19 protein-coding genes are annotated in these 16,787 nt (G+C 76.1%); 14 read left to right on the top strand and 5 right to left on the bottom strand.

All coding sequences use genetic code 11. The features are described 5' to 3' along the window. Positions 1 to 77: 77 nt before the first annotated feature. Both MHY85_RS01105 and MHY85_RS01100 read left to right on the top strand, forming a co-directional pair. Positions 78 to 1,100, top strand: a complete 1,023-nt coding sequence (locus MHY85_RS01105) for an aldo/keto reductase (protein WP_239192154.1) — start codon at positions 78 to 80, stop codon at positions 1,098 to 1,100. A gap of 19 nt (positions 1,101 to 1,119) precedes the next feature. Beyond that, positions 1,120 to 1,530: a MerR family transcriptional regulator gene (locus MHY85_RS01100; RefSeq protein ID WP_239192152.1), complete on the top strand. Its 411-nt coding sequence runs from the start codon at positions 1,120 to 1,122 to the stop codon at positions 1,528 to 1,530. A gap of 24 nt (positions 1,531 to 1,554) precedes the next feature. Here MHY85_RS01100 and MHY85_RS01095 read toward each other — a convergent pair whose 3' ends face one another. The 3 genes from MHY85_RS01095 to MHY85_RS01085 all read right to left on the bottom strand — a co-directional run bounded on the left by MHY85_RS01095 (position 1,555) and on the right by MHY85_RS01085 (position 5,177). Then, positions 1,555 to 3,636, bottom strand: coding sequence for an elongation factor G (locus MHY85_RS01095; RefSeq protein ID WP_239192150.1), 2,082 nt, complete (start codon positions 3,634 to 3,636; stop codon positions 1,555 to 1,557). Between the two features lie 121 nt (positions 3,637 to 3,757). Continuing rightward, on the bottom strand, positions 3,758 to 4,687 hold the full coding sequence (locus MHY85_RS01090) for an FKBP-type peptidyl-prolyl cis-trans isomerase (protein WP_239192148.1): 930 nt from the start codon (positions 4,685 to 4,687) through the stop codon (positions 3,758 to 3,760). 94 nt (positions 4,688 to 4,781) lie between these two features. Further along, positions 4,782 to 5,177 (bottom strand): winged helix-turn-helix transcriptional regulator, encoded by a 396-nt coding sequence (locus tag MHY85_RS01085; RefSeq protein ID WP_374232578.1) that lies wholly within the window; start codon positions 5,175 to 5,177, stop codon positions 4,782 to 4,784. A gap of 120 nt (positions 5,178 to 5,297) precedes the next feature. Between MHY85_RS01085 and MHY85_RS01080 the strand changes: the two genes are divergently transcribed. The 6 genes from MHY85_RS01080 to MHY85_RS01055 all read left to right on the top strand — a co-directional run bounded on the left by MHY85_RS01080 (position 5,298) and on the right by MHY85_RS01055 (position 10,456). Next, positions 5,298 to 6,161, top strand: a complete 864-nt coding sequence (locus MHY85_RS01080; RefSeq protein WP_239192145.1) for an SDR family oxidoreductase — start codon at positions 5,298 to 5,300, stop codon at positions 6,159 to 6,161. A gap of 165 nt (positions 6,162 to 6,326) precedes the next feature. Continuing rightward, positions 6,327 to 7,337, top strand: a complete 1,011-nt coding sequence (locus MHY85_RS01075) for a TIGR03557 family F420-dependent LLM class oxidoreductase (protein ID WP_239192142.1) — start codon at positions 6,327 to 6,329, stop codon at positions 7,335 to 7,337. A 61-nt stretch (positions 7,338 to 7,398) separates the two neighbouring features. After that, entirely contained in the window at positions 7,399 to 7,764 is a 366-nt protein-coding gene (locus MHY85_RS01070) for a hypothetical protein (protein WP_239192139.1), read from the top strand. A 117-nt stretch (positions 7,765 to 7,881) separates the two neighbouring features. Then, positions 7,882 to 9,012 carry a VIT1/CCC1 family protein gene (locus MHY85_RS01065; protein WP_239192136.1) on the top strand — a complete coding sequence of 377 codons (1,131 nt, stop codon included), beginning with the start codon at positions 7,882 to 7,884 and terminating at the stop codon, positions 9,010 to 9,012. A 69-nt stretch (positions 9,013 to 9,081) separates the two neighbouring features. Then, complete coding sequence (locus MHY85_RS01060; RefSeq protein ID WP_239192133.1) at positions 9,082 to 10,023, top strand: siderophore-interacting protein; 942 nt, start codon at positions 9,082 to 9,084, stop codon at positions 10,021 to 10,023. A 55-nt stretch (positions 10,024 to 10,078) separates the two neighbouring features. After that, positions 10,079 to 10,456 (top strand): 5'-nucleotidase, encoded by a 378-nt coding sequence (locus MHY85_RS01055; protein ID WP_308191294.1) that lies wholly within the window; start codon positions 10,079 to 10,081, stop codon positions 10,454 to 10,456. A gap of 63 nt (positions 10,457 to 10,519) precedes the next feature. Here MHY85_RS01055 and MHY85_RS01050 read toward each other — a convergent pair whose 3' ends face one another. After that, positions 10,520 to 10,918 carry a hypothetical protein gene (locus MHY85_RS01050; protein ID WP_239192130.1) on the bottom strand — a complete coding sequence of 133 codons (399 nt, stop codon included), beginning with the start codon at positions 10,916 to 10,918 and terminating at the stop codon, positions 10,520 to 10,522. 206 nt (positions 10,919 to 11,124) lie between these two features. Next, a complete protein-coding gene (locus tag MHY85_RS01045; RefSeq protein WP_239192127.1) occupies positions 11,125 to 11,580 on the bottom strand; it encodes a MarR family winged helix-turn-helix transcriptional regulator in 456 nt (151 codons plus the stop codon). 88 nt (positions 11,581 to 11,668) lie between these two features. Here MHY85_RS01045 and MHY85_RS01040 point away from each other — a divergent pair, with 88 nt between their 5' ends. The 6 genes from MHY85_RS01040 (at position 11,669) to MHY85_RS01015 (ending at position 16,711) form a co-directional block, all read left to right on the top strand. After that, positions 11,669 to 12,571 carry an alpha/beta fold hydrolase gene (locus MHY85_RS01040; protein WP_239192124.1) on the top strand — a complete coding sequence of 301 codons (903 nt, stop codon included), beginning with the start codon at positions 11,669 to 11,671 and terminating at the stop codon, positions 12,569 to 12,571. A 100-nt stretch (positions 12,572 to 12,671) separates the two neighbouring features. Further along, a complete protein-coding gene (locus MHY85_RS01035) occupies positions 12,672 to 13,502 on the top strand; it encodes a DUF4397 domain-containing protein (protein ID WP_239192122.1) in 831 nt (276 codons plus the stop codon). A gap of 67 nt (positions 13,503 to 13,569) precedes the next feature. After that, positions 13,570 to 14,247, top strand: coding sequence for a class F sortase (locus MHY85_RS01030; protein WP_239192119.1), 678 nt, complete (start codon positions 13,570 to 13,572; stop codon positions 14,245 to 14,247). Beyond that, positions 14,244 to 14,900, top strand: a complete 657-nt coding sequence (locus MHY85_RS01025) for a sigma-70 family RNA polymerase sigma factor (protein ID WP_239192117.1) — start codon at positions 14,244 to 14,246, stop codon at positions 14,898 to 14,900. Before MHY85_RS01030 ends, MHY85_RS01025 begins: the two co-directional genes overlap by 4 nt. Beyond that, positions 14,881 to 15,624, top strand: a complete 744-nt coding sequence (locus MHY85_RS01020) for an anti-sigma factor (RefSeq protein WP_239192114.1) — start codon at positions 14,881 to 14,883, stop codon at positions 15,622 to 15,624. Before MHY85_RS01025 ends, MHY85_RS01020 begins: the two co-directional genes overlap by 20 nt. Positions 15,625 to 15,673: 49 nt before the next feature. Next, positions 15,674 to 16,711: a LacI family DNA-binding transcriptional regulator gene (locus MHY85_RS01015; RefSeq protein ID WP_239192111.1), complete on the top strand. Its 1,038-nt coding sequence runs from the start codon at positions 15,674 to 15,676 to the stop codon at positions 16,709 to 16,711. The last annotated feature ends 76 nt before the right edge of the window (positions 16,712 to 16,787 follow it).

The raw sequence follows: 16,787 nt of genomic DNA, 5'->3' as shown, positions 1-16,787 counted from the left end.
ACGCTACGACCGCCCGGCGCGACCCGCAGCGCGACGCCTTGACTTCGAGCGCGCTCCAAGGAGGAGCGTCCTCACCCATGAGCCTCACCACCCGCACCCTCGGCAGCGCCGCGCACGGCACCGCCCTCACCGTCTCCGCCCTCGGGCTCGGCTGCATGGGCATGTCCGAGTTCTACGGGGCGACCTCGGCGCCCGGCTCCGACCAGGAGCGCGAGTCGGTCGCGACGATCCACCGCGCCCTGGACCTCGGCGTCACCCTGCTGGACACCGCCGACATCTACGGCCCGCACACCAACGAGCGCCTGGTCGGCCGCGCGATCGCCGGGCGCCGGGACGAGGTCGTGCTCGCCACGAAGTTCGGCATCGTCCGCGACCCCGACCCGGCCGTGACGAGCCGCGGCGTGGACGGCCGGCCGGAGTACGTGCGCGCCGGCCTGGACGCCAGCCTGCAGCGGCTCGGCGTCGACCACGTGGACCTGTACTACATGCACCGGATGGACCCGAAGGTGCCCGTCGAAGACACGGTGGGGGCGCTCGCCGAGGCCGTCCAGGCGGGCAAGGTGCGGCACATCGGGCTGTCGGAGGCGGGGCCGGCGACGATCCGCCGGGCGCACGCCGTGCACCCGATCACCGCCGTGCAGACCGAGTACTCCCTGTGGACGCGGGACGTCGAGGCCGAGGTGCTGCCGACCCTGCGCGAGCTCGGCATCGGCCTGGTGCCGTACTCGCCGCTCGGCCGCGGGATGCTCACCGGGGCGATCGCGGCGCCCGGCGACCTCGCGCCCGACGACTTCCGGCGCGCCAACCCCCGGTTCGCCGGCGAGGCGTTCGACGCCAACCGGGCGCTGGTGGAGCGGGTCCAGGCGCTCGCGGCCGAGCGGGGCGTCACCGCGGCCCAGCTGGCGCTCGCGTGGGTGCTCGCCCAGGGCGAGGACGTGGTGCCGATCCCCGGCACCCGCCGGGTCCGCTACCTGGAGCAGAACGTCGCGGCCGCCGACGTCCGGCTCACCGCCGAGGACCTCGCGGCGCTCGCGGACGCCGTGCCGCCGCAGGCCGTCGTCGGCGACCGGTACCCCGACATGTCGACCATCGGGCGGTGAGCGGCGCATGCTGAGGGGCGTGACCGAGGAGAGCCGCACCCTCACCATCGCCGAGGCCGCCGCGGCGACCGGGCTGACCCCGCACACGCTCCGGTACTACGAGCGCGACGGGCTGCTGCTGGACGCCGTGGAGCGGGCCTCGTCCGGGCACCGCCGGTACACCGAGCGCGACCTCGGCTGGATCCACCTGCTGACCCGGCTCCGGGCGACCGGCATGCCGATCCGGGAGATCCGGGAGTACGCGGACCTGGTCCGGCAGGGCGAGGGCACCGAGCCGGAGCGGATGGCGCTGCTCCAGGCGCACCGCGACGCGGTGCGGGCGCAGCTGGCGGAGGTCCAGGACCACCTCGCGGCGATCGAGAGGAAGATCGACGTCTACGCGGGGCGGCTCGGGTCGGGGCTGCCGGTGCCGGAGGCGGCGGCGGGCTGACGCCCCGCCGCCCCGGGCCGGGCCTCACACCGGCGCGAGGTGCCCCGGCCGCACGTCGTAGTCCCCGGGTTCCAGCAGCACCTCGCCCCGCCCGCCGGTGAGCGCCCGCAGGTCGAGCGCGTACCGGACCACCTCGGCCTCGGGGACGACCGCCTCGATCCGGACCCGGCCGTCGTCGGTCGTGCTGCTCGCGCTGATCCGGCCGCGCCGCCCCGACAGGTCGCCGAGCACGTCGCCCTGCGCCTCGGGCGGCACGACGACCGTGACCCGCACCGTCGGCTCCAGCAGCACGGTGCCGGCCGCGGCGAGCGCCGCCCGGACGCCCGCCGCGGCCGCGGTGCGGAACGCCATGTCGGAGGAGTCGACGGCGTGCGCCTTGCCGTCGTAGACCTCGACCTGCACGTCGACCACCGGGTGCCTGAGCGGCCCGCCGGCGGCCAGCGCCTCGGCCGCGCCCCGCTCGACGGCGGGCAGGTACGACCGGGGCACCGCGCCGCCGACCACCGAGTCCACGAAGGCGAACCCCGACCCGGGCGGCAGCGGGCTGAGCCGCAGCTGCACCACCGCGAACTGCCCGTGGCCGCCGGACTGCTTCTTCAGCCGGCCCTCGGCCTCCGCGGACCGGGCCAGCGTCTCGCGGTAGGCGATCCGCACGGGCTCGGTGGTCACGTGGACGCCGAACACCCGCGCCAGCCGCTCGACCGCCACGGCGAGGTGGGCGTCCCCGAGCCCGCGCAGGACGGCCTGGTGCGCGGTGCGCTCGACCACCAGGGTGGGGTCCTCCGCCGCGAGCCGGGTGAGCGCGCCGGACAGCTTGTCGTCGTCGGCCTGGCTCACCGGGACGAGCGCGACGCCGAGCACCGGCCGCCGCGGGGGCAGGCCGGCCGGCCGGACGGGCTGCGCCCGCGACGCGAGCAGGCTGCCCGTCGGGGCGGAGCCGAGCTTGGCGACGGCCGCGATCCCGCCCGCGGCGACCGCGTCGACCGGCAGGTGCTCGCGGCCGCGCAGCCGGAACAGGCCGTGCAGCCGCTCCTCGGCACCGGTCGCGGTCACCAGCCGGTCGCCGGACCGCACGGTGCCGGACAGCACCTTGAACACGGACACCTGCCCGACGAACGGGTCGGCGACCGTCCGGAACACGTGCAGCACCGTCTCGGCGTCCGGGTCGGCGGGCAGGTCGGTCTCCGCGCCGTCCTCGGGCCCCCCGCCCCCGACCCGCAGCCGGGCCGGCCGGTCGGTCGGGGCGGGGCCGATCTCGCACACCAGGTCCGCGAGCCGGTCGATCCCGACGCCGGTGGCCGCGGACGCGACCAGCAGGGGCACCGCACCGCCGGACGCGACCTCGCGGGCCAGGGTCCGCTCGAGGTCCGCCGGGCCGGGCTCCTCCCCGGACAGGTACTGCTCCAGCTGGTCGTCGTCGTGCGCGACGATCTCCTCCGTCACCTCGCCGTGCAGCCGGTGCTCCTCGTCCGCCACGTCGGCGGGCAGGTCGCAGTCCCGGTGCCGGCCGTCCGCGCCGTAGTCGAGGCCCCGGTCGGACAGCACGTCGGCGACGCCGTGCAGCGCCTGCTCCTCGCCGAGCGGCAGCTCCAGCGGCAGCACCGCGGCGGGGTCGTGGCCGGTGCGCGCGGCCAGGTCGCGCACCTGGTCCAGCACCCGGTGGAAGTCGGCGCGGGCGCGGTCCTCCTGGGAGACGACGACGAGGCGGGGTGTCCCCGCCTCGTCGCACCGCCGCCACGCCGCCTCCGTCCCGGACTGGACCCCGTCGACGGCGCTCACCACCACCACCGCGAGGTCCGCGACCGCGAGCGCCGCGTCCACCGCCCCGGCGAAGTCGGGCGACCCCGGGGCGTCCAGGAGGGTGATCCGGTGCGCGCTGCCCTGGCTGCACGTCCAGTCGAGGTCGGCCACCCCGAGCGCCACGGAGGAGCCGCGCGCCACCTCCTCGGGCTCGTGGTCGCAGACCGTCGAGCCGTCCTCGACCCGCCCGGCGCGGGGGACGGCCCCCGCGCGCAGCAGCAGGGCCTCGGCGAGCGTCGTCTTGCCGGATCCGGCGTGGCCGACGAGGGCCACGTTGCGGACCGTCGGCCTCGTTGCCGCGTCCATCGCACGTCCTTCGGGATCGGTGCCGGGACGGCCAGGCTAACCACGTGGGTCGCGGGAAAGACAGGGACCTCGGCCGCTGGTGCGACCGAGGTCCCTGTGCTGCGTGCCCCGCGGGCGGGCGTCAGGACGCGGCGAGGATGTCCACCACGAAGATCAGCGTCGAGTTGGCGGGGATGCTGCCCGACTCCTGGTCGCCGTAGCCGAGCGCCGGCGGGATGACCAGCAGCACCTGGCTGCCGACGGTCTGGCCCACCAGGCCCTGCTGCCAGCCCTGGATGACGTTGCTCAGCGGGAAGGTCGTGGCCGAGCCCCGCTCCCAGGACGAGTCGAACGGGGTGCCGTCCCACAGCCAGCCGCTGTACTGCACGGTGAGGGTCTGGCCGGCCTCGACCGGGGCGCCGGCGCCCTGGATCAGCGGCTGCACGACCAGCTCGGTCGGCGGGTCGGTCTCGAGCGGCTCGATGGACGGGGTGCCGTCCTCGGCCAGGGTGACGGTCGGCAGGCCCTCGGGCAGCGGGGTCACCGCGGTGCCCTCGGCGCGGTCGGGGACGGCCTCCGTGGAGACGACCTCGACGGCGAGCAGCGACGTGGCGTCCGACGCCGGGTTCGCGAACAGGATGCGGGCGCCGACCTGCTGGCCGACGAGCTCGTCGAGCAGCACCGGGGGCAGGTTGTCGCTGGTCGCGAGGTACTGCTGCGGCTCGGCGCCGTAGGTGCCGCCGAGGGTGCTGCCGTCCTCGCCGCTCACGGCGGCGATGTCGACGGTCACCAGGTCGCCCTCGGCGACGGCGGCGCCGCTGCCGGGGGTGACGACCCGCGCGACCGGGGCCGAGACGGTGAACGGCTGCTCGAAGTCGAACGTCGGCTCCTGGCCGGCCTCGGCCGTCAGGGTCACGGCCTCGAGGGCGGCGACGTCCTCGGCGGACGCCGTCGCGGCGGCCGTGGCCGACGGGGAGGTGCTGGGGGAGGCGGAGTCGTCCGAGCCCCCGTCGCTGCACGCGGCGAGCAGCAGCAGGGAGGCGGCGAGGAGGGTGGCTGCCGTTCGGCGCACGTGCTCGTCCTTCGATCGGGTGCGGGGGTTGCGGTGGGCCATCGTAGGCGCCCCCGCTGTGACGTCCCCGGGCCCGGTGGCCGGGGACGGCGGCTCAGGGGCGGGCGAGCATCGCGTCCGCGTGCCGCACGATCCAGCCCATCAGCGGCAGGAGGTGGTCGGCGAGCTCGCGGCCGAGCGGCGTGAGCGAGTAGTCGACCCGGGGCGGGATGGACGGCGTGGCCTCGCGGAGCACCAGGCCGTCGGCCTCCAGGGTGCGGAGCGTGGAGGCGAGCATCTTCTCGCTGATGCCCTCGACGAGCCGCCGCAGCTCCCCCCAGCGCAGCGTCCGCTCCGAGAGCGCGACCAGGACCAGGACGCCCCACTTGCTGGTCACGTGGTCCAGGACCACGCGGCTCGGGCACGCGGACGCGAGCATGCCGTCCGTGAGCAGGTCACCCAGCACGGATCCCGGAGCCGTCGGGGCCTTGTCCTCGATGCTTACCGCCATGCCAGTACCTTACTCGAAAGTGGGTACCGGCGACCGGGAAGGGTGGACGGCGGGGCGCCGTTGGGGCTGGTGCCGGACGCGTCAGGCGCCCGGCCACGTCCCACCCGGAGGAGTTTCACCATGTCGATCGTCGTCACCGGAGCCACCGGCCACCTCGGCCGCCTCGTCGTCACCCACCTGCTCGCCGACGGGGTCCCGGCCGACAGCATCGTCGCCGCGGGCCGCCGCACCGAGACCCTCGCGGACCTCGTGGAGCGCGGCGTGCGCGTCGCGACCCTGGACTACGGGCAGCCGGAGACGATCAGCGCCGCGCTGGAGGGTGCCGAGACGGTGCTCCTGGTGTCGGGCAGCGAGGTCGGGCAGCGGGTCGACCAGCACCGCGCCGTCATCGAGGCGGCGAAGGCCGCCGGCGTGGGTCGCCTCGTCTACACGTCCGCGCCGAAGGCCGACACCTCGCCGCTGGTGCTCGCGCCCGAGCACAAGGCCACCGAGGAGATCCTCCGCGCCTCCGGCCTGACCTTCACGATCCTGCGCAACGGCTGGTACACCGAGAACTACCTCGGTGACGTGCTCCAGGCCCGCGGGACCGGCGAGATCGTCGGCTCGTACGGCGACGGCCGGGTGGCCTCCGCGCCGCGCGACGACTTCGCCGCCGCGGCCGCGGTCGTGCTGCGCACCGCGGGCCACGACGACGCCGTGTACGAGCTGTCCGGCGACAAGGCGTGGGGCTTCGACGAGCTCGCCGCCGCCGCGTCGGAGGTGCTGGGCCGCCCGGTGGCGTACCGCGCGGTGTCCCCCGAGCAGCGCGCCGCCGACCTGGCCGCCGCCGGGCTGGACGAGGGGACGGTCGGCTTCGTCCTCGCCCTCGAGGAGAACACCCGCGACGGCCTGCTGGCCGAGACGTCCGGCGACCTGTCCCGCCTGATCGGCCGCCCGACCACCCCGCTGGCCGACGCCCTCCGCGCCGCGCTCGCCGAGGCCTGACGCGCCCGGCCGGCCGCTCCGCTCTCCTCGCCGAGATAGGGCCGCCCCGCCGAGATAGGACCCGCGACGGTCCTATCTCGGCGCGCAGGCCCTATCTCGGCGAGTGATGGCCGCGGGGGAGCGCTCCGGATGCCGCGGCGGCCGGTCGGTGTGAGGCTCGGTCGCATGACGCGATTCGGGTACACCCTCATGACCGAGCAGTCCGGTCCGAGGCAGCTCGTGGGGTACGCGGCCGACGCGGAGGAGCGCGGCTTCGACTTCCTCGTCTCCTCCGACCACTACTTCCCCTGGGTCGACGAGCAGGGGCACGCGCCGTACGCGTGGGCGTTGCTCGGCGCGGTCTCCCAGGTGACGTCCCGCGTCGGGCTGATGACGTACGTGACCTGCCCGACCGTCCGGTACCACCCGGCCGTGGTCGCGCAGAAGGCCGCCACCCTCGGCGTGCTGTCCGACGGCCGGTTCACGCTGGGCCTCGGCGCCGGCGAGAACCTCAACGAGCACGTGGTCGGCGAGCGGTGGCCCGCGGTCGGCGAGCGGCACGACATGCTCGAGGAGGCCGTCGAGATCATCCGGTCCCTGCTCGACGGCGACCGGCTCACCTTCGACGGCGTGCACTTCCGCACCGACTCCGCCCAGCTCTGGGACCTCCCGGACACGCCGGTCGAGATCGGCGTCGCGGTGTCCGGCGCGCAGTCCGTGTCGCGGTTCGCCCCGCTGGCCGACCACCTGGTCGCGACGGACCCGGAGGCGGACCTGCTGGCCTCCTGGGACGAGGCCCGCGCGCAGGCCGCGCAGGCGATCGGCGGCGAGGAGCCGCGCCCGTCGCGCAAGATCGGCCAGATCCCGATCTCGTGGGATCCTGACCTGGCCGCGGCGAAGCAGCGCGCGCACGAGCAGTTCCGCTGGTTCGCCGGCGGCTGGCACGTGAACGCCGACCTGCCGACGACGGAGGCGTTCGACGCCGCCAGCCAGTTCGTGCGGCCGGACGACGTCGCCGAGACGATCCCGTGCGGGCCGGACCTGGACGCGATCGTCGAGCGGGTGCGGCCGTACTGGGAGGCCGGGTTCACCGACATCGCCCTGGTGCAGGTCGGCGACCAGGCGCAGCAGCGGTTCCTCGACGAGGTCGCCGGCCCGCTGCTGGACAAGCTGCGCGCCGCCGCCCCGTCGTCCTGAACCACCGCCTTGCGCAACCTTGAGGTTGTGAACCCGCCGAGTTGAGAGGGAGGTGCGGCCGATGGCCGTCACCGCGTTCCGGGACCTGCCCCTGGCCGACCGCGACCGCGAGTGGGACGGTGCCGCCGCCGAGAAGCGCGTCCGCGCGTGGGCCGGCGCGCAGGACGAGCCGAACGAGAAGTACCGCGATGCGCACGTCTGGTACGACGCCGACGCGAAGCAGAACTTCACCGCCTACAAGCTCCTGATCGCCGACGTGGTCGGGGGGGAGCTCGTCGCCGTGCCGCGCGGCGTGTTCGCCGCCGCGGCCGTGATGCAGGGCTCCCGCGGTGGCGTCGACCTGCCCGCGAAGGACGTCGACCGGGTCAAGAGCCACCTGGCGAAGTACTACGCGAAGCTCGACGACACCCCGCCCTGGGAGGACTGAGCGGCGGACGGGGCGCCCGCACGGCCGCGCGACGGCCCTGCGGACGCCCCGATTCGGGCGCCCGAATCGGCGCGGATCGCGTGACTCGGGCCCGTGGGGCGCCCACCATGGAGCACCGTGCCACCCACCGACCGGGCCCCCGGGGCCCCCGCCGTCGCGCCCACCGCCCGCCAGATCCGCCGCTGGCGGCGCTACCTCGCCTACGAGCGAGCCGAGGCCGCCGCCTACCGCGACCTCGCGTCCCGGCGCACGGGCGAGGAGCGCGCCATCCTGCTCGCGCTCGCCGACGCCGAGAAGCGCCACGAGCAGCACTGGCTCGACCTGCTCGGCGACCGGGTGGGTCGGCCGCTGCCCGGCGACGTGCGCTCCCGCGTGCTCGGCGCGCTCGCCCGGCGGTTCGGCGGCGTGTTCGTCCTGGCGCTCGCCCAGCGCGCCGAGGCGCGGTCCGCCTACGGTGACGACGTCGACGCGACGCCCACGATGGCCGCCGACGAGCGGATCCACGAGGAGGTCGTCCGCAGCCTGGCGATGCGCGGGCGCAGCCGGATGTCCGGCACGTTCCGCGCCGCGGTGTTCGGCGCCAACGACGGGCTGGTCAGCAACCTGGCGCTGGTGCTCGGCATCGGCGCGAGCGGTGTCGCCACGTCGACGGTCCTGCTGACCGGTCTGGCGGGCCTGCTCGCCGGCGCGCTGTCGATGGGCGCGGGCGAGTACGTGTCCGTGCGCTCCCAGCGCGAGCTCCTCGAGGCGTCGCGGCCCAGCGCGCAGGCCCGGGACGCGCTGCCGCACCTCGACATCGACGCGAACGAGCTCGCCCTCGTCTACCGCGCCCGGGGGATGGGCGCCGACGAGGCGCAGGCGCGCGCGGCCACGGTGCTCGCCGACCTGTCCGCCGTCGGCGGGGCGTCGGCGGCGCTGCCCCCGCACGAGGGCGAGGTCGCCGGCGAGCAGGTGGACGAGCACGAGACCGTCGGCAGCGCCGTCGGCGCCGCGCTCGCGAGCTTCTGCTTCTTCGCGGCCGGGGCGGTCGTGCCCGTGTTGCCGTACCTGCTCGGCATGGAGGGCTGGAGCGCCGTGGCGCTGGCCTCCGGCCTGGTCGGCGTCGCGCTGCTCGGGACCGGTGCGACCGTCGGCGTGCTGTCGGGGTCGTCGCCCGCCAAGCGCGCGCTGCGGCAGCTGGCGATCGGCTTCGGGGCGGCCGCGGCGACGTACCTGCTGGGCCTCGCGTTCGGCACGTCGGCGGCCTGACGCGTCCACCGTGTGGGATGTGTCACACAGGGGGTGAGGTAAGCCTTCCCTTCGGGTTACGGTGGCGGCATGACAGCGTCCACCGCCGCGCCGGCCGTCACCACGCCGTTCCGGTTCTTCGACGTCCGGGTGTCGCGGATCGTGGACCTCAGCCCCTCCTTCCGCCGGTTCACCTTCACCGGTGAGGACCTGGACCAGTTCGCCGACAACGGCTTCGACCAGCGCATCAAGCTGCTGCTCCCGCTGCCCTGCGGCTACGACACGGTCCCGACCGGCGAGTCCTGGTACCTGCAGTGGCGCGACCTGCCGGACGAGCTCCGGCACCCGATCCGCACCTACACGGCGCGGACGGCCCGCAACGACGTCCGCGAGCTCGACGTCGACATGGTCCTGCACGGCGACGCCGGCCCGGCGTCCGCGTGGGCCGGCTGCGCGCAGGTCGGCGACCCGCTGGTCGTCCTCGGCCCGAACCGCGAGCACGCGGGCCCGTCGGGCGGCGTCGACTTCGTCCCGCCGGCGCACGCCGACCGCCTGCTCCTCGCGGGCGACGAGACCGCGGCGCCCGCCATCGCCGGCATCCTCGAGCGGCTGCCCCGCGACGCCCGCGGCGAGGCGCTGATCGAGGTCCCGGTCACCGGCGACGCGATCCCCGTCGACGCCCCGGCCGGCGTGACCGTGCGCTGGCTGCCGCGCGACGGCGCCGCGCACGGCTCGCTCCTCGTCCCCGCGGTGCAGGCCGCGTGCAAGCGGCTCATGCCGCACGACGCGCCGCTGCCCGAGGGCATGGAGCTCGAGGACGTCGACATCGACGACGGCATCCTGTGGGAGGTCCCCGTCGACCACGCGACCGGCGAGCCCCTGCGCCAGTCCGCCGCGCTCTACGCGTGGCTCGCGGGGGAGGCCGGGGCGATCAAGACGCTGCGGCGGCACCTCGTCGGGACGTGCGGGGTGGACCGCAAGGCCGTGGCGTTCATGGGGTACTGGCGGGCGGGGCGGGCCGAGGGGGCCTGAGGGCGCGCTCTGTGGCGATCGGCCGAGCGTGAGATTTCAGACCGTTTCGTGAGAAATCCGCGGGTCGCGCGACGAGGCCACACCCGCGCTCGGCCGGATCCAGAAGGCGGAGCTCGCCCGCCACGAGCAGGCGGCCGGCTATAAGCCGCGAGTCCGACTCGCCTTGGTGACGGCCCGGCAGGCGCCGGCTCATGAGCGCGCGGTGGAGACGCTCAGGTCGTGGGACGTCCAGGTCAACGACGCGTTCTTCCTCGGCAACGTCCGCAAGGCCGACGTCCTAGCGGTCTTGCGACCGCACATCTACTTCGACGACCAGATGACCCACCTGGAGCCGGCACGCAGCGTTGTCGCGAGCGTGCTCGTGCCGTACGGGATCGCGAACACCGCGCCTGGCGCCGAGGGAGCTTCGGCCGCAGCGACGCCGATCGGTTGATGAGGTAGCGCTGTCCCCGAACCGTTCGAGGCGAGCCCGTCGAATGGACCGACCGATGCGCGTTCACCAGGGCAGCAGCGAACCGATGTCGGCGACCGCCGTCACGATCAGGTGCAGTTGGCTGATCACGACCGGGACCGGTCCGAAAGCGAGCTCTGCGGTCCACACCGCCCTCCACCCTCGGCGCTGCTTGGGTCGCAGATCGTCAGGAATGCGCTGGCCGACGAAATCTCCCTCGTAGGCGCGAGCGACGAGGTGTGAACCCATCTCTTGGAAGTCGGTCCAGCCGGCGTCGTCCAGGGCGTGCTGCTGGCCTTCGAGCACCTCGGCCATCGGCACCTGGCGAGCGGTGGAGGACGGCACGGCCCAACCCGCCGACGTGCGTGCATCGCTGCGCGAAGCGGTCACGCGCTGGATCTGGACCTCGACGAAGGAAGCCGCCGACTGACCGCCTCCGGGCATCTCCTGGTCATACGACCTCCGCGCGCGGCGGTGCATGGTGGACCCACGCCCCGCCGTTGCTCCACGCCCGGCCTGAGCGCCGATTCTCACTTTCGGCTCGGATTTCTCAAGTTGAGTGCATCTCGTCATCCTCACGCCGACGCACGACCCCTGCAGCCGCCGCGCGGTGGTCGCGTGACCGTTCCGCGCCCGGACCGCCGCGGCGGTCAGGGCGTGCGGGTGCCCGGGTCGGGCCGCGGGGGCACGAGCAGCCCCAACGCCACCTCGGCGGCCTCGGCCGCCCCCGGCTCCAGCCGCGCGGCCCACCGGTCCCGCAGCGCGTCGAACCGCGCGGCGCCGATCGCGGACATCTCCTCGCCGCGCGGGGTCACCCGCAGGCGCTTGAGCCGCGCGTCGTCCGGGTCGTCCGCCCGCTCGACGTAGCCGAGCTGCTCGAGCGTCGCGACCGTCTTCGCCGCCGCCTGGCGGGTGGTCCCCAGGGCGCGGCCGAGGGCGGAGGCGCTGTCCGCCCCCCCCGCGACGGCGGCGAGCGCGAACTCGAGGTTCGCGGTCACGCCGGGGTGCCCGTGCGCCGCGAGGTGCCCGACGACGTCGTCGACCATCTCCTCGAACGCCCCGAGCAGCAGCCGGGCGAGCCGGACTCCGGGTGTCGGTTGGGGCACGGCCACCAGCGTAGGCCGGGGACGGCACCTTGACAACCGGGTTGCGCAGTTGCAGTCTGACAACCACGTTGTCAACCAGGAGGTCGCCATGTCCGACACCACCGCACCCACCGCACCCACCGCGCCCGCCGACGTCGCCGGGGTCCGGCACCACCGCGCCGACGTCAACGGCACGACGCTGCACTACGTCACCGCCGGTGCCGGGGGGTCGCCGGTCCTGCTCGTGCACGGCTTCCCGGAGTCCTGGTGGGCGTTCCACCGGGTCATCCCGCTGCTCGCGGCGGAGCACCGGGTGATCGCGGTGGACCTGCGGGGCTTCGGCGACTCCGCGGTCGCCGAAGACGACTTCGGCAGCGCGGTCGCCGCCGAGGACCTGCACGCGCTCGTCGCGCACCTCGGCCTCGGGCCGGTGCACCTGCTGGGGCAGGACGTCGCGGGCGGCACGGTGCTGCGGCTGGCCACGGGCCACCCGGAGGACGTGGCGAGCCTCGTCGCCGTGGAGATGGGCCTCGCCGGGTTCGGGCTCGAGGCGTTCGCCGACGTGACCCGCGGCGGGTCCTGGCACCTGGGCGCGCTCGCGGCCCCGGGGATCCCGGAGCTGCTGCTCGCCGGGCGGGAGCGCGAGCTCCTGGGCACCTGGGCGTTCCCGACGATGACCGCGGTGCCCGGCGCCGTCACCGGGCAGGACGTCGACGAGCTGGCCCGCACCTACGCTCGACCCGGCGGCTGGCGCGGCGCCGCCGGCCTGTACCGGTCGGTGCTCACGGAGGGCGAGGAGCTCCGGGAGCTGGCGGCGGCCCACCCGCTCACGGTGCCCGCCCTGGCGGTCGGCGGGTCGGGGGGGCCGTTCACGGCCGCGACCCTGGGGCACGTCGTGCGGGGTCGGGTGGCCTCGGTCCTGCTCGACGGCGTCGGGCACCACGTCGCCCTCGAGGCGCCGGAGGAGCTCGCGGCGGCGGTGCTCGGGTTCACCCGGGAGGTGGACGCCTGAGAACTTCTTGTGCGCCGCTGCATCCGTGCGGCCTGTCCAGGTCGTAGTGGGGGTGTCAGTGCACCTGCCCCCTCCGGGGGGACCGGACAGAGGAGTTCGCATGCAGCACCGTCCGTTCGTCATCGGGTCGGCCGGCGTCGCCGCCGCGGCCCTGGTCGCCCTCGCGACCGCGATGCCCGCCACCGCCGCCACGTCCGGGACCGCGTCCCTGTCCGTGCTGCACGGTGTGCCCGACCTGACCGTCGACGTGTGGGTCGACGGCCAGCGCACGCTGGACGACTTCGCGCCCGGCACCCTCGCGGGCCCGCTGGACCTGCCCGCCGGCGCGCACACGGTCGCGATCACCGCGGCCGACGCCGCCGACGCGAGCCAGCCGGCCATCGGCCCGGTCGACCTCACCCTGGACGCCGGGGCGAGCTACACGGCCGTCGCCCACCTGGACGCGGCCGGCAGCCCGACGGCGACCCTCTTCACCAACGACCTGTCGGAGGTCCCGGCGGGGCAGGGCCGGCTGACGGTGCGGCACACCGCGGCTGCTCCGGCGGTCGACGTGCTGGCCAACGGCAGCGCCGTGGTCACGAACCTGTCGAACCCGGACGAGCAGACGCTGACCGTCCCGGCCGGCACCGTCTCGGCGGCCGTCGCCGCGACCGGGACGACCGACCCGGTGATCGGCCCGACCGACCTCACGATCGCGGAGGGCGCGGACACGATCGTGTACGCCTGGGGCTCCCTCGAGGCCGGCAACCTGCAGCTGGCGGTGCAGACGATCGACGGGCTGCACTCGGCGCCGGGCGGTGTGCCCTCCGGCGAGCTCGGCCTGGCCGACGAGGGTGGCTCGCCGGCACCGTGGATCGCGGCGGCGGCGCTCGTCGGCGCACTCGGTGCCGTCGCTCTGACCACCCGTCGGACGGCCGCCCAGCGGCGCTGACCCCTGGACCCGGGGGCGCGGCCGGTCGAGCAGAGGCCGGCCGCGCCCCGGACCACTGGAGCCCCCCGTGACGCACCACGACCCCCGGCCACGTCGCGCCCCCCTCGGCGTGGCCGGGCCGCTCGCCGTCCTGGTCGCCGTCCTCGCGGCCTGCACGCCGGCCCCGACCGGCGTGCCGTCCCCGGACGGCGCCCCGACCTCGGCCCCGGCGACCACGGGCCCGGCCGCGCCGGCCCCGCCCGCGGTCCCCGTGGTGCCGGCGACCCCGCCGCCGCCGGTGGAGACCCGCACCGCGCCGGTGCGGGTCGTCGTGCCCGCCCGGTCGATCGACGTGCCGGTGGATCCGGTGGGGGTGGCCGAGGACGGGCAGATGGAGATCCCCCCGCTGGCGGAGCGCGGCGGGTGGTACCGGTTCGGGGCCGACCCGGGCGACGCCGCCGGCACCACCGTGGTCGCGGCCCACGTGGACTCCGTCGCCTCGGCCGGGACCGGGCCGTTCGTCCGGCTCGTCGACGTCGTCCCCGGCGACGAGGTCCAGGTCGTGCTGGCCGACGGCAGCACGCGCGCGTACGTCGTGGACGCGGTGACCCGGTTCCCCAAGAGCGAGGCGCGCTGGCCCGACGTGTTCACCCGCGACGGCCCGCCCCGGCTGGCGCTCGTGACCTGCGGCGGCACCTTCGACCGCGCCACCCGGCACTACCGCGACAACGTGCTGGTCACCGCCACCCCCGCGGACGCGGGATGACCGCGCCGCAGATCGCGGCGCAGCCGCCACGGCTGCCGCCCCGCCCGACGAGGAGGACCGCCCTGCCCAGGACCGTGGCGCACCTGCGCCCACCGCCCGAGTGGGACGACGAGGCGCTCGCGCGCGCCTTCGAGGCCGGCGACGAGCACGCCCTCGCGGAGGCGTACCGCCGGTGGGCGGCCTACGTGCACACGCTGGCCCTGCGCACGCTGGGATCCGCGGCCGACGCCGAGGACGTCACCCAGCAGGTCTTCGTCTCGGCGTGGCGCGGGCGCTCCGGCTACCGCGCGGACCGGGGGGCGCTGCGCGGCTGGCTCACCGGCATCACCCGCCACGCGGTCACGGACGCGCTCTCCCGGCGCAGCCGCGACGTCCGCGACCTGCACGCGCTCGCGCAGCGCGCGGAGCGGGCGGAGGTCCCGGACGTCGCGTCGGTCGCCGAGCGGGTGACGGTCGTCGACGAGCTCGAGCAGCTGGGCGAGCCCCAGCGCACGATCCTGGCCCTCGCCTTCTACGGGGACCTCACGCACGACGAGATCGCCCGGCGGCTCGACCTGCCGCTCGGCACCGTGAAGAGCCACATCCGACGTAGCCTGCTGCGGCTGCGCGACCGGCTGGAGGAGGTGAGGGACGGTGCCGCACCTCGGGTCTGACGCCCTCGCCCTGCACGCGGTCGGCGAGCCCGCGACCCCGGCGGAGCGGCGGCACCTCGCGGAGTGCGACCGGTGCGCCCGCGAGCTGGCGGTCCTGCGCTCGACGGCGGCCTCCGCGCGCGCCGGGGTCGGCGAGGCGCTCGTGCCCGCGCCCGACGCCGTGTGGGAGCGGATCAGCGCCGAGCTCGGCCTGGCCCCGGACGTGCGGCCCGGCCCGGCCGGCGCCGCCTCGGCCGGGCCGCAGGACGGGACCCGGCCGGCGCGTCCGGGCGGCGGCGCCTCGGCCGGCCGCTCCCGCGGCCGGTGGCTGCTCGCGGTGGCCGCGGGCCTAGTGGTCGGCGCGGTCGGTGGCGGCGCCGTGGTCGCGGCCGGCCAGCGGCCCACGGAGACGGTGGTCGCGGAGGCGCGGCTCGACCCGCTGCCCGGCTGGACGGCGTCCGGGGACGCGTGGCTCGAGGAGGGCGCGGACGGGACGCGCACGCTGGTGGTGCGGGTGTCCCGGACCGAGGAGGACGGCTTCCGCGCGGTGTGGCTGCTGGACCAGGACGCGACGCGGCTGGTCAGCCTCGGGGCGCTCGACGGCGACGAGGGCAGGTTCGCCGTCCCGCCCGGCCTGGACCTGGACGAGTTCCCCGTGGTCGACGTGTCGGCCGAGCCGTTCGACGGCGACCCGGCGCACTCCGGGGACAGCATCGTGCGGGGGGCGCTCGACCGGCCCGCGTGAGCGGGGGAGTCGGGCCCCGTGCGGCGTTGCAACGTTGTAACCTCGGCCCGTGGCGATCGAACCCGAGGGCAGGGCCGCCCCGACGCTGCGCGACGTCGCGCAGCTCGCGGGCGTGTCGTTCAAGACGGTGTCCAACGTGCTCAACGACCACCCGCAGGTGCGGGAGTCGACGCGCGCCAGGGTCCTCGCCGCGGTCGAGCAGGTGGGCTACCGGCCGAACCTGGCCGCCCGGAACCTGCGGCTCGGCCGCAGCGGCGTGATCGGCCTGGCGGTCCCGGAGCTGAGCCAGGCGTTCTTCGCGCAGCTCGCGGACGAGGTGATCCGGGTCGCCGCCGAGCAGGACCTGGTCGTCCTGGTCGAGCAGACCGGCGGGCTGCGGGAGCGGGAGCTCGAGGCGCTGCGCAACCCCCGGCTGTCGCTGACGGACGGCCTGCTGTTGGCCCCGCTCGGGCTGACGCACGAGGACGCGGTCCCGGACCCGGCGGGCCGCCCGCTGGTGGTGCTGGGCGAGCCGCTGTTCGCCGGGCCGGTGGACCACGTGACCATGCGGCACGCGGAGGCGGCCCGCGCCGCGACGGCGCACCTGCTCGGGCTCGGGCGGCGGCGCGTCATGCTGCTCGGCGCGCACGCGACCGAGCGCACCGGGGTCGCGGCGCTGCGGTACGCCGGCTACCGGGCCGCGATCGAGGACGCCGGCCTCGCGGTGGACGACGCGCTGGTGGTGCCGGTGGAGACCTGGGACCGCAGGAGCGGGGCCGAGGCGATGGCGCGGGTGCTGGACGCGGGCGTGCGGATGGACGCCGTGTTCGCCATGAACGACGACCTCGCGCTCGGCGCGCTGCGCTCGCTCCAGGAGCGGGCCGTCGCCGTGCCGGGGGACGTCGCGCTGGTCGGGTTCGACGACGTGGCCGACGGCCGGTACACGTACCCGAGCCTGACGACCGTCGAGCCCGGGCGGCACGACATCGCGCGCGAGGCGGTGCGGCTGCTCCGCGAGCGCATCGACGACCGCGCGCGCGGCGAGCTCGAGCCGCGCGTCCTCGCGCCCGACTTCCGGCTCGTGGTCCGGGAGTCCACGGGCGGCTGACCGGCGGCTCCGCGGCGCGGCCCGGGACGGGTCCGGCCGCGGGCGGTCCCGCGCCCCGCCGCTCACCCGCGCCCCG

Source organism: Cellulomonas sp. ACRRI (assembly GCF_022346185.1).
Lineage (GTDB): Bacteria > Actinomycetota > Actinomycetes > Actinomycetales > Cellulomonadaceae > Cellulomonas.
The sequence above is the reverse complement of the archived record's forward strand: the minus strand, read 5'-3'. Positions and strand labels throughout refer to the sequence as shown.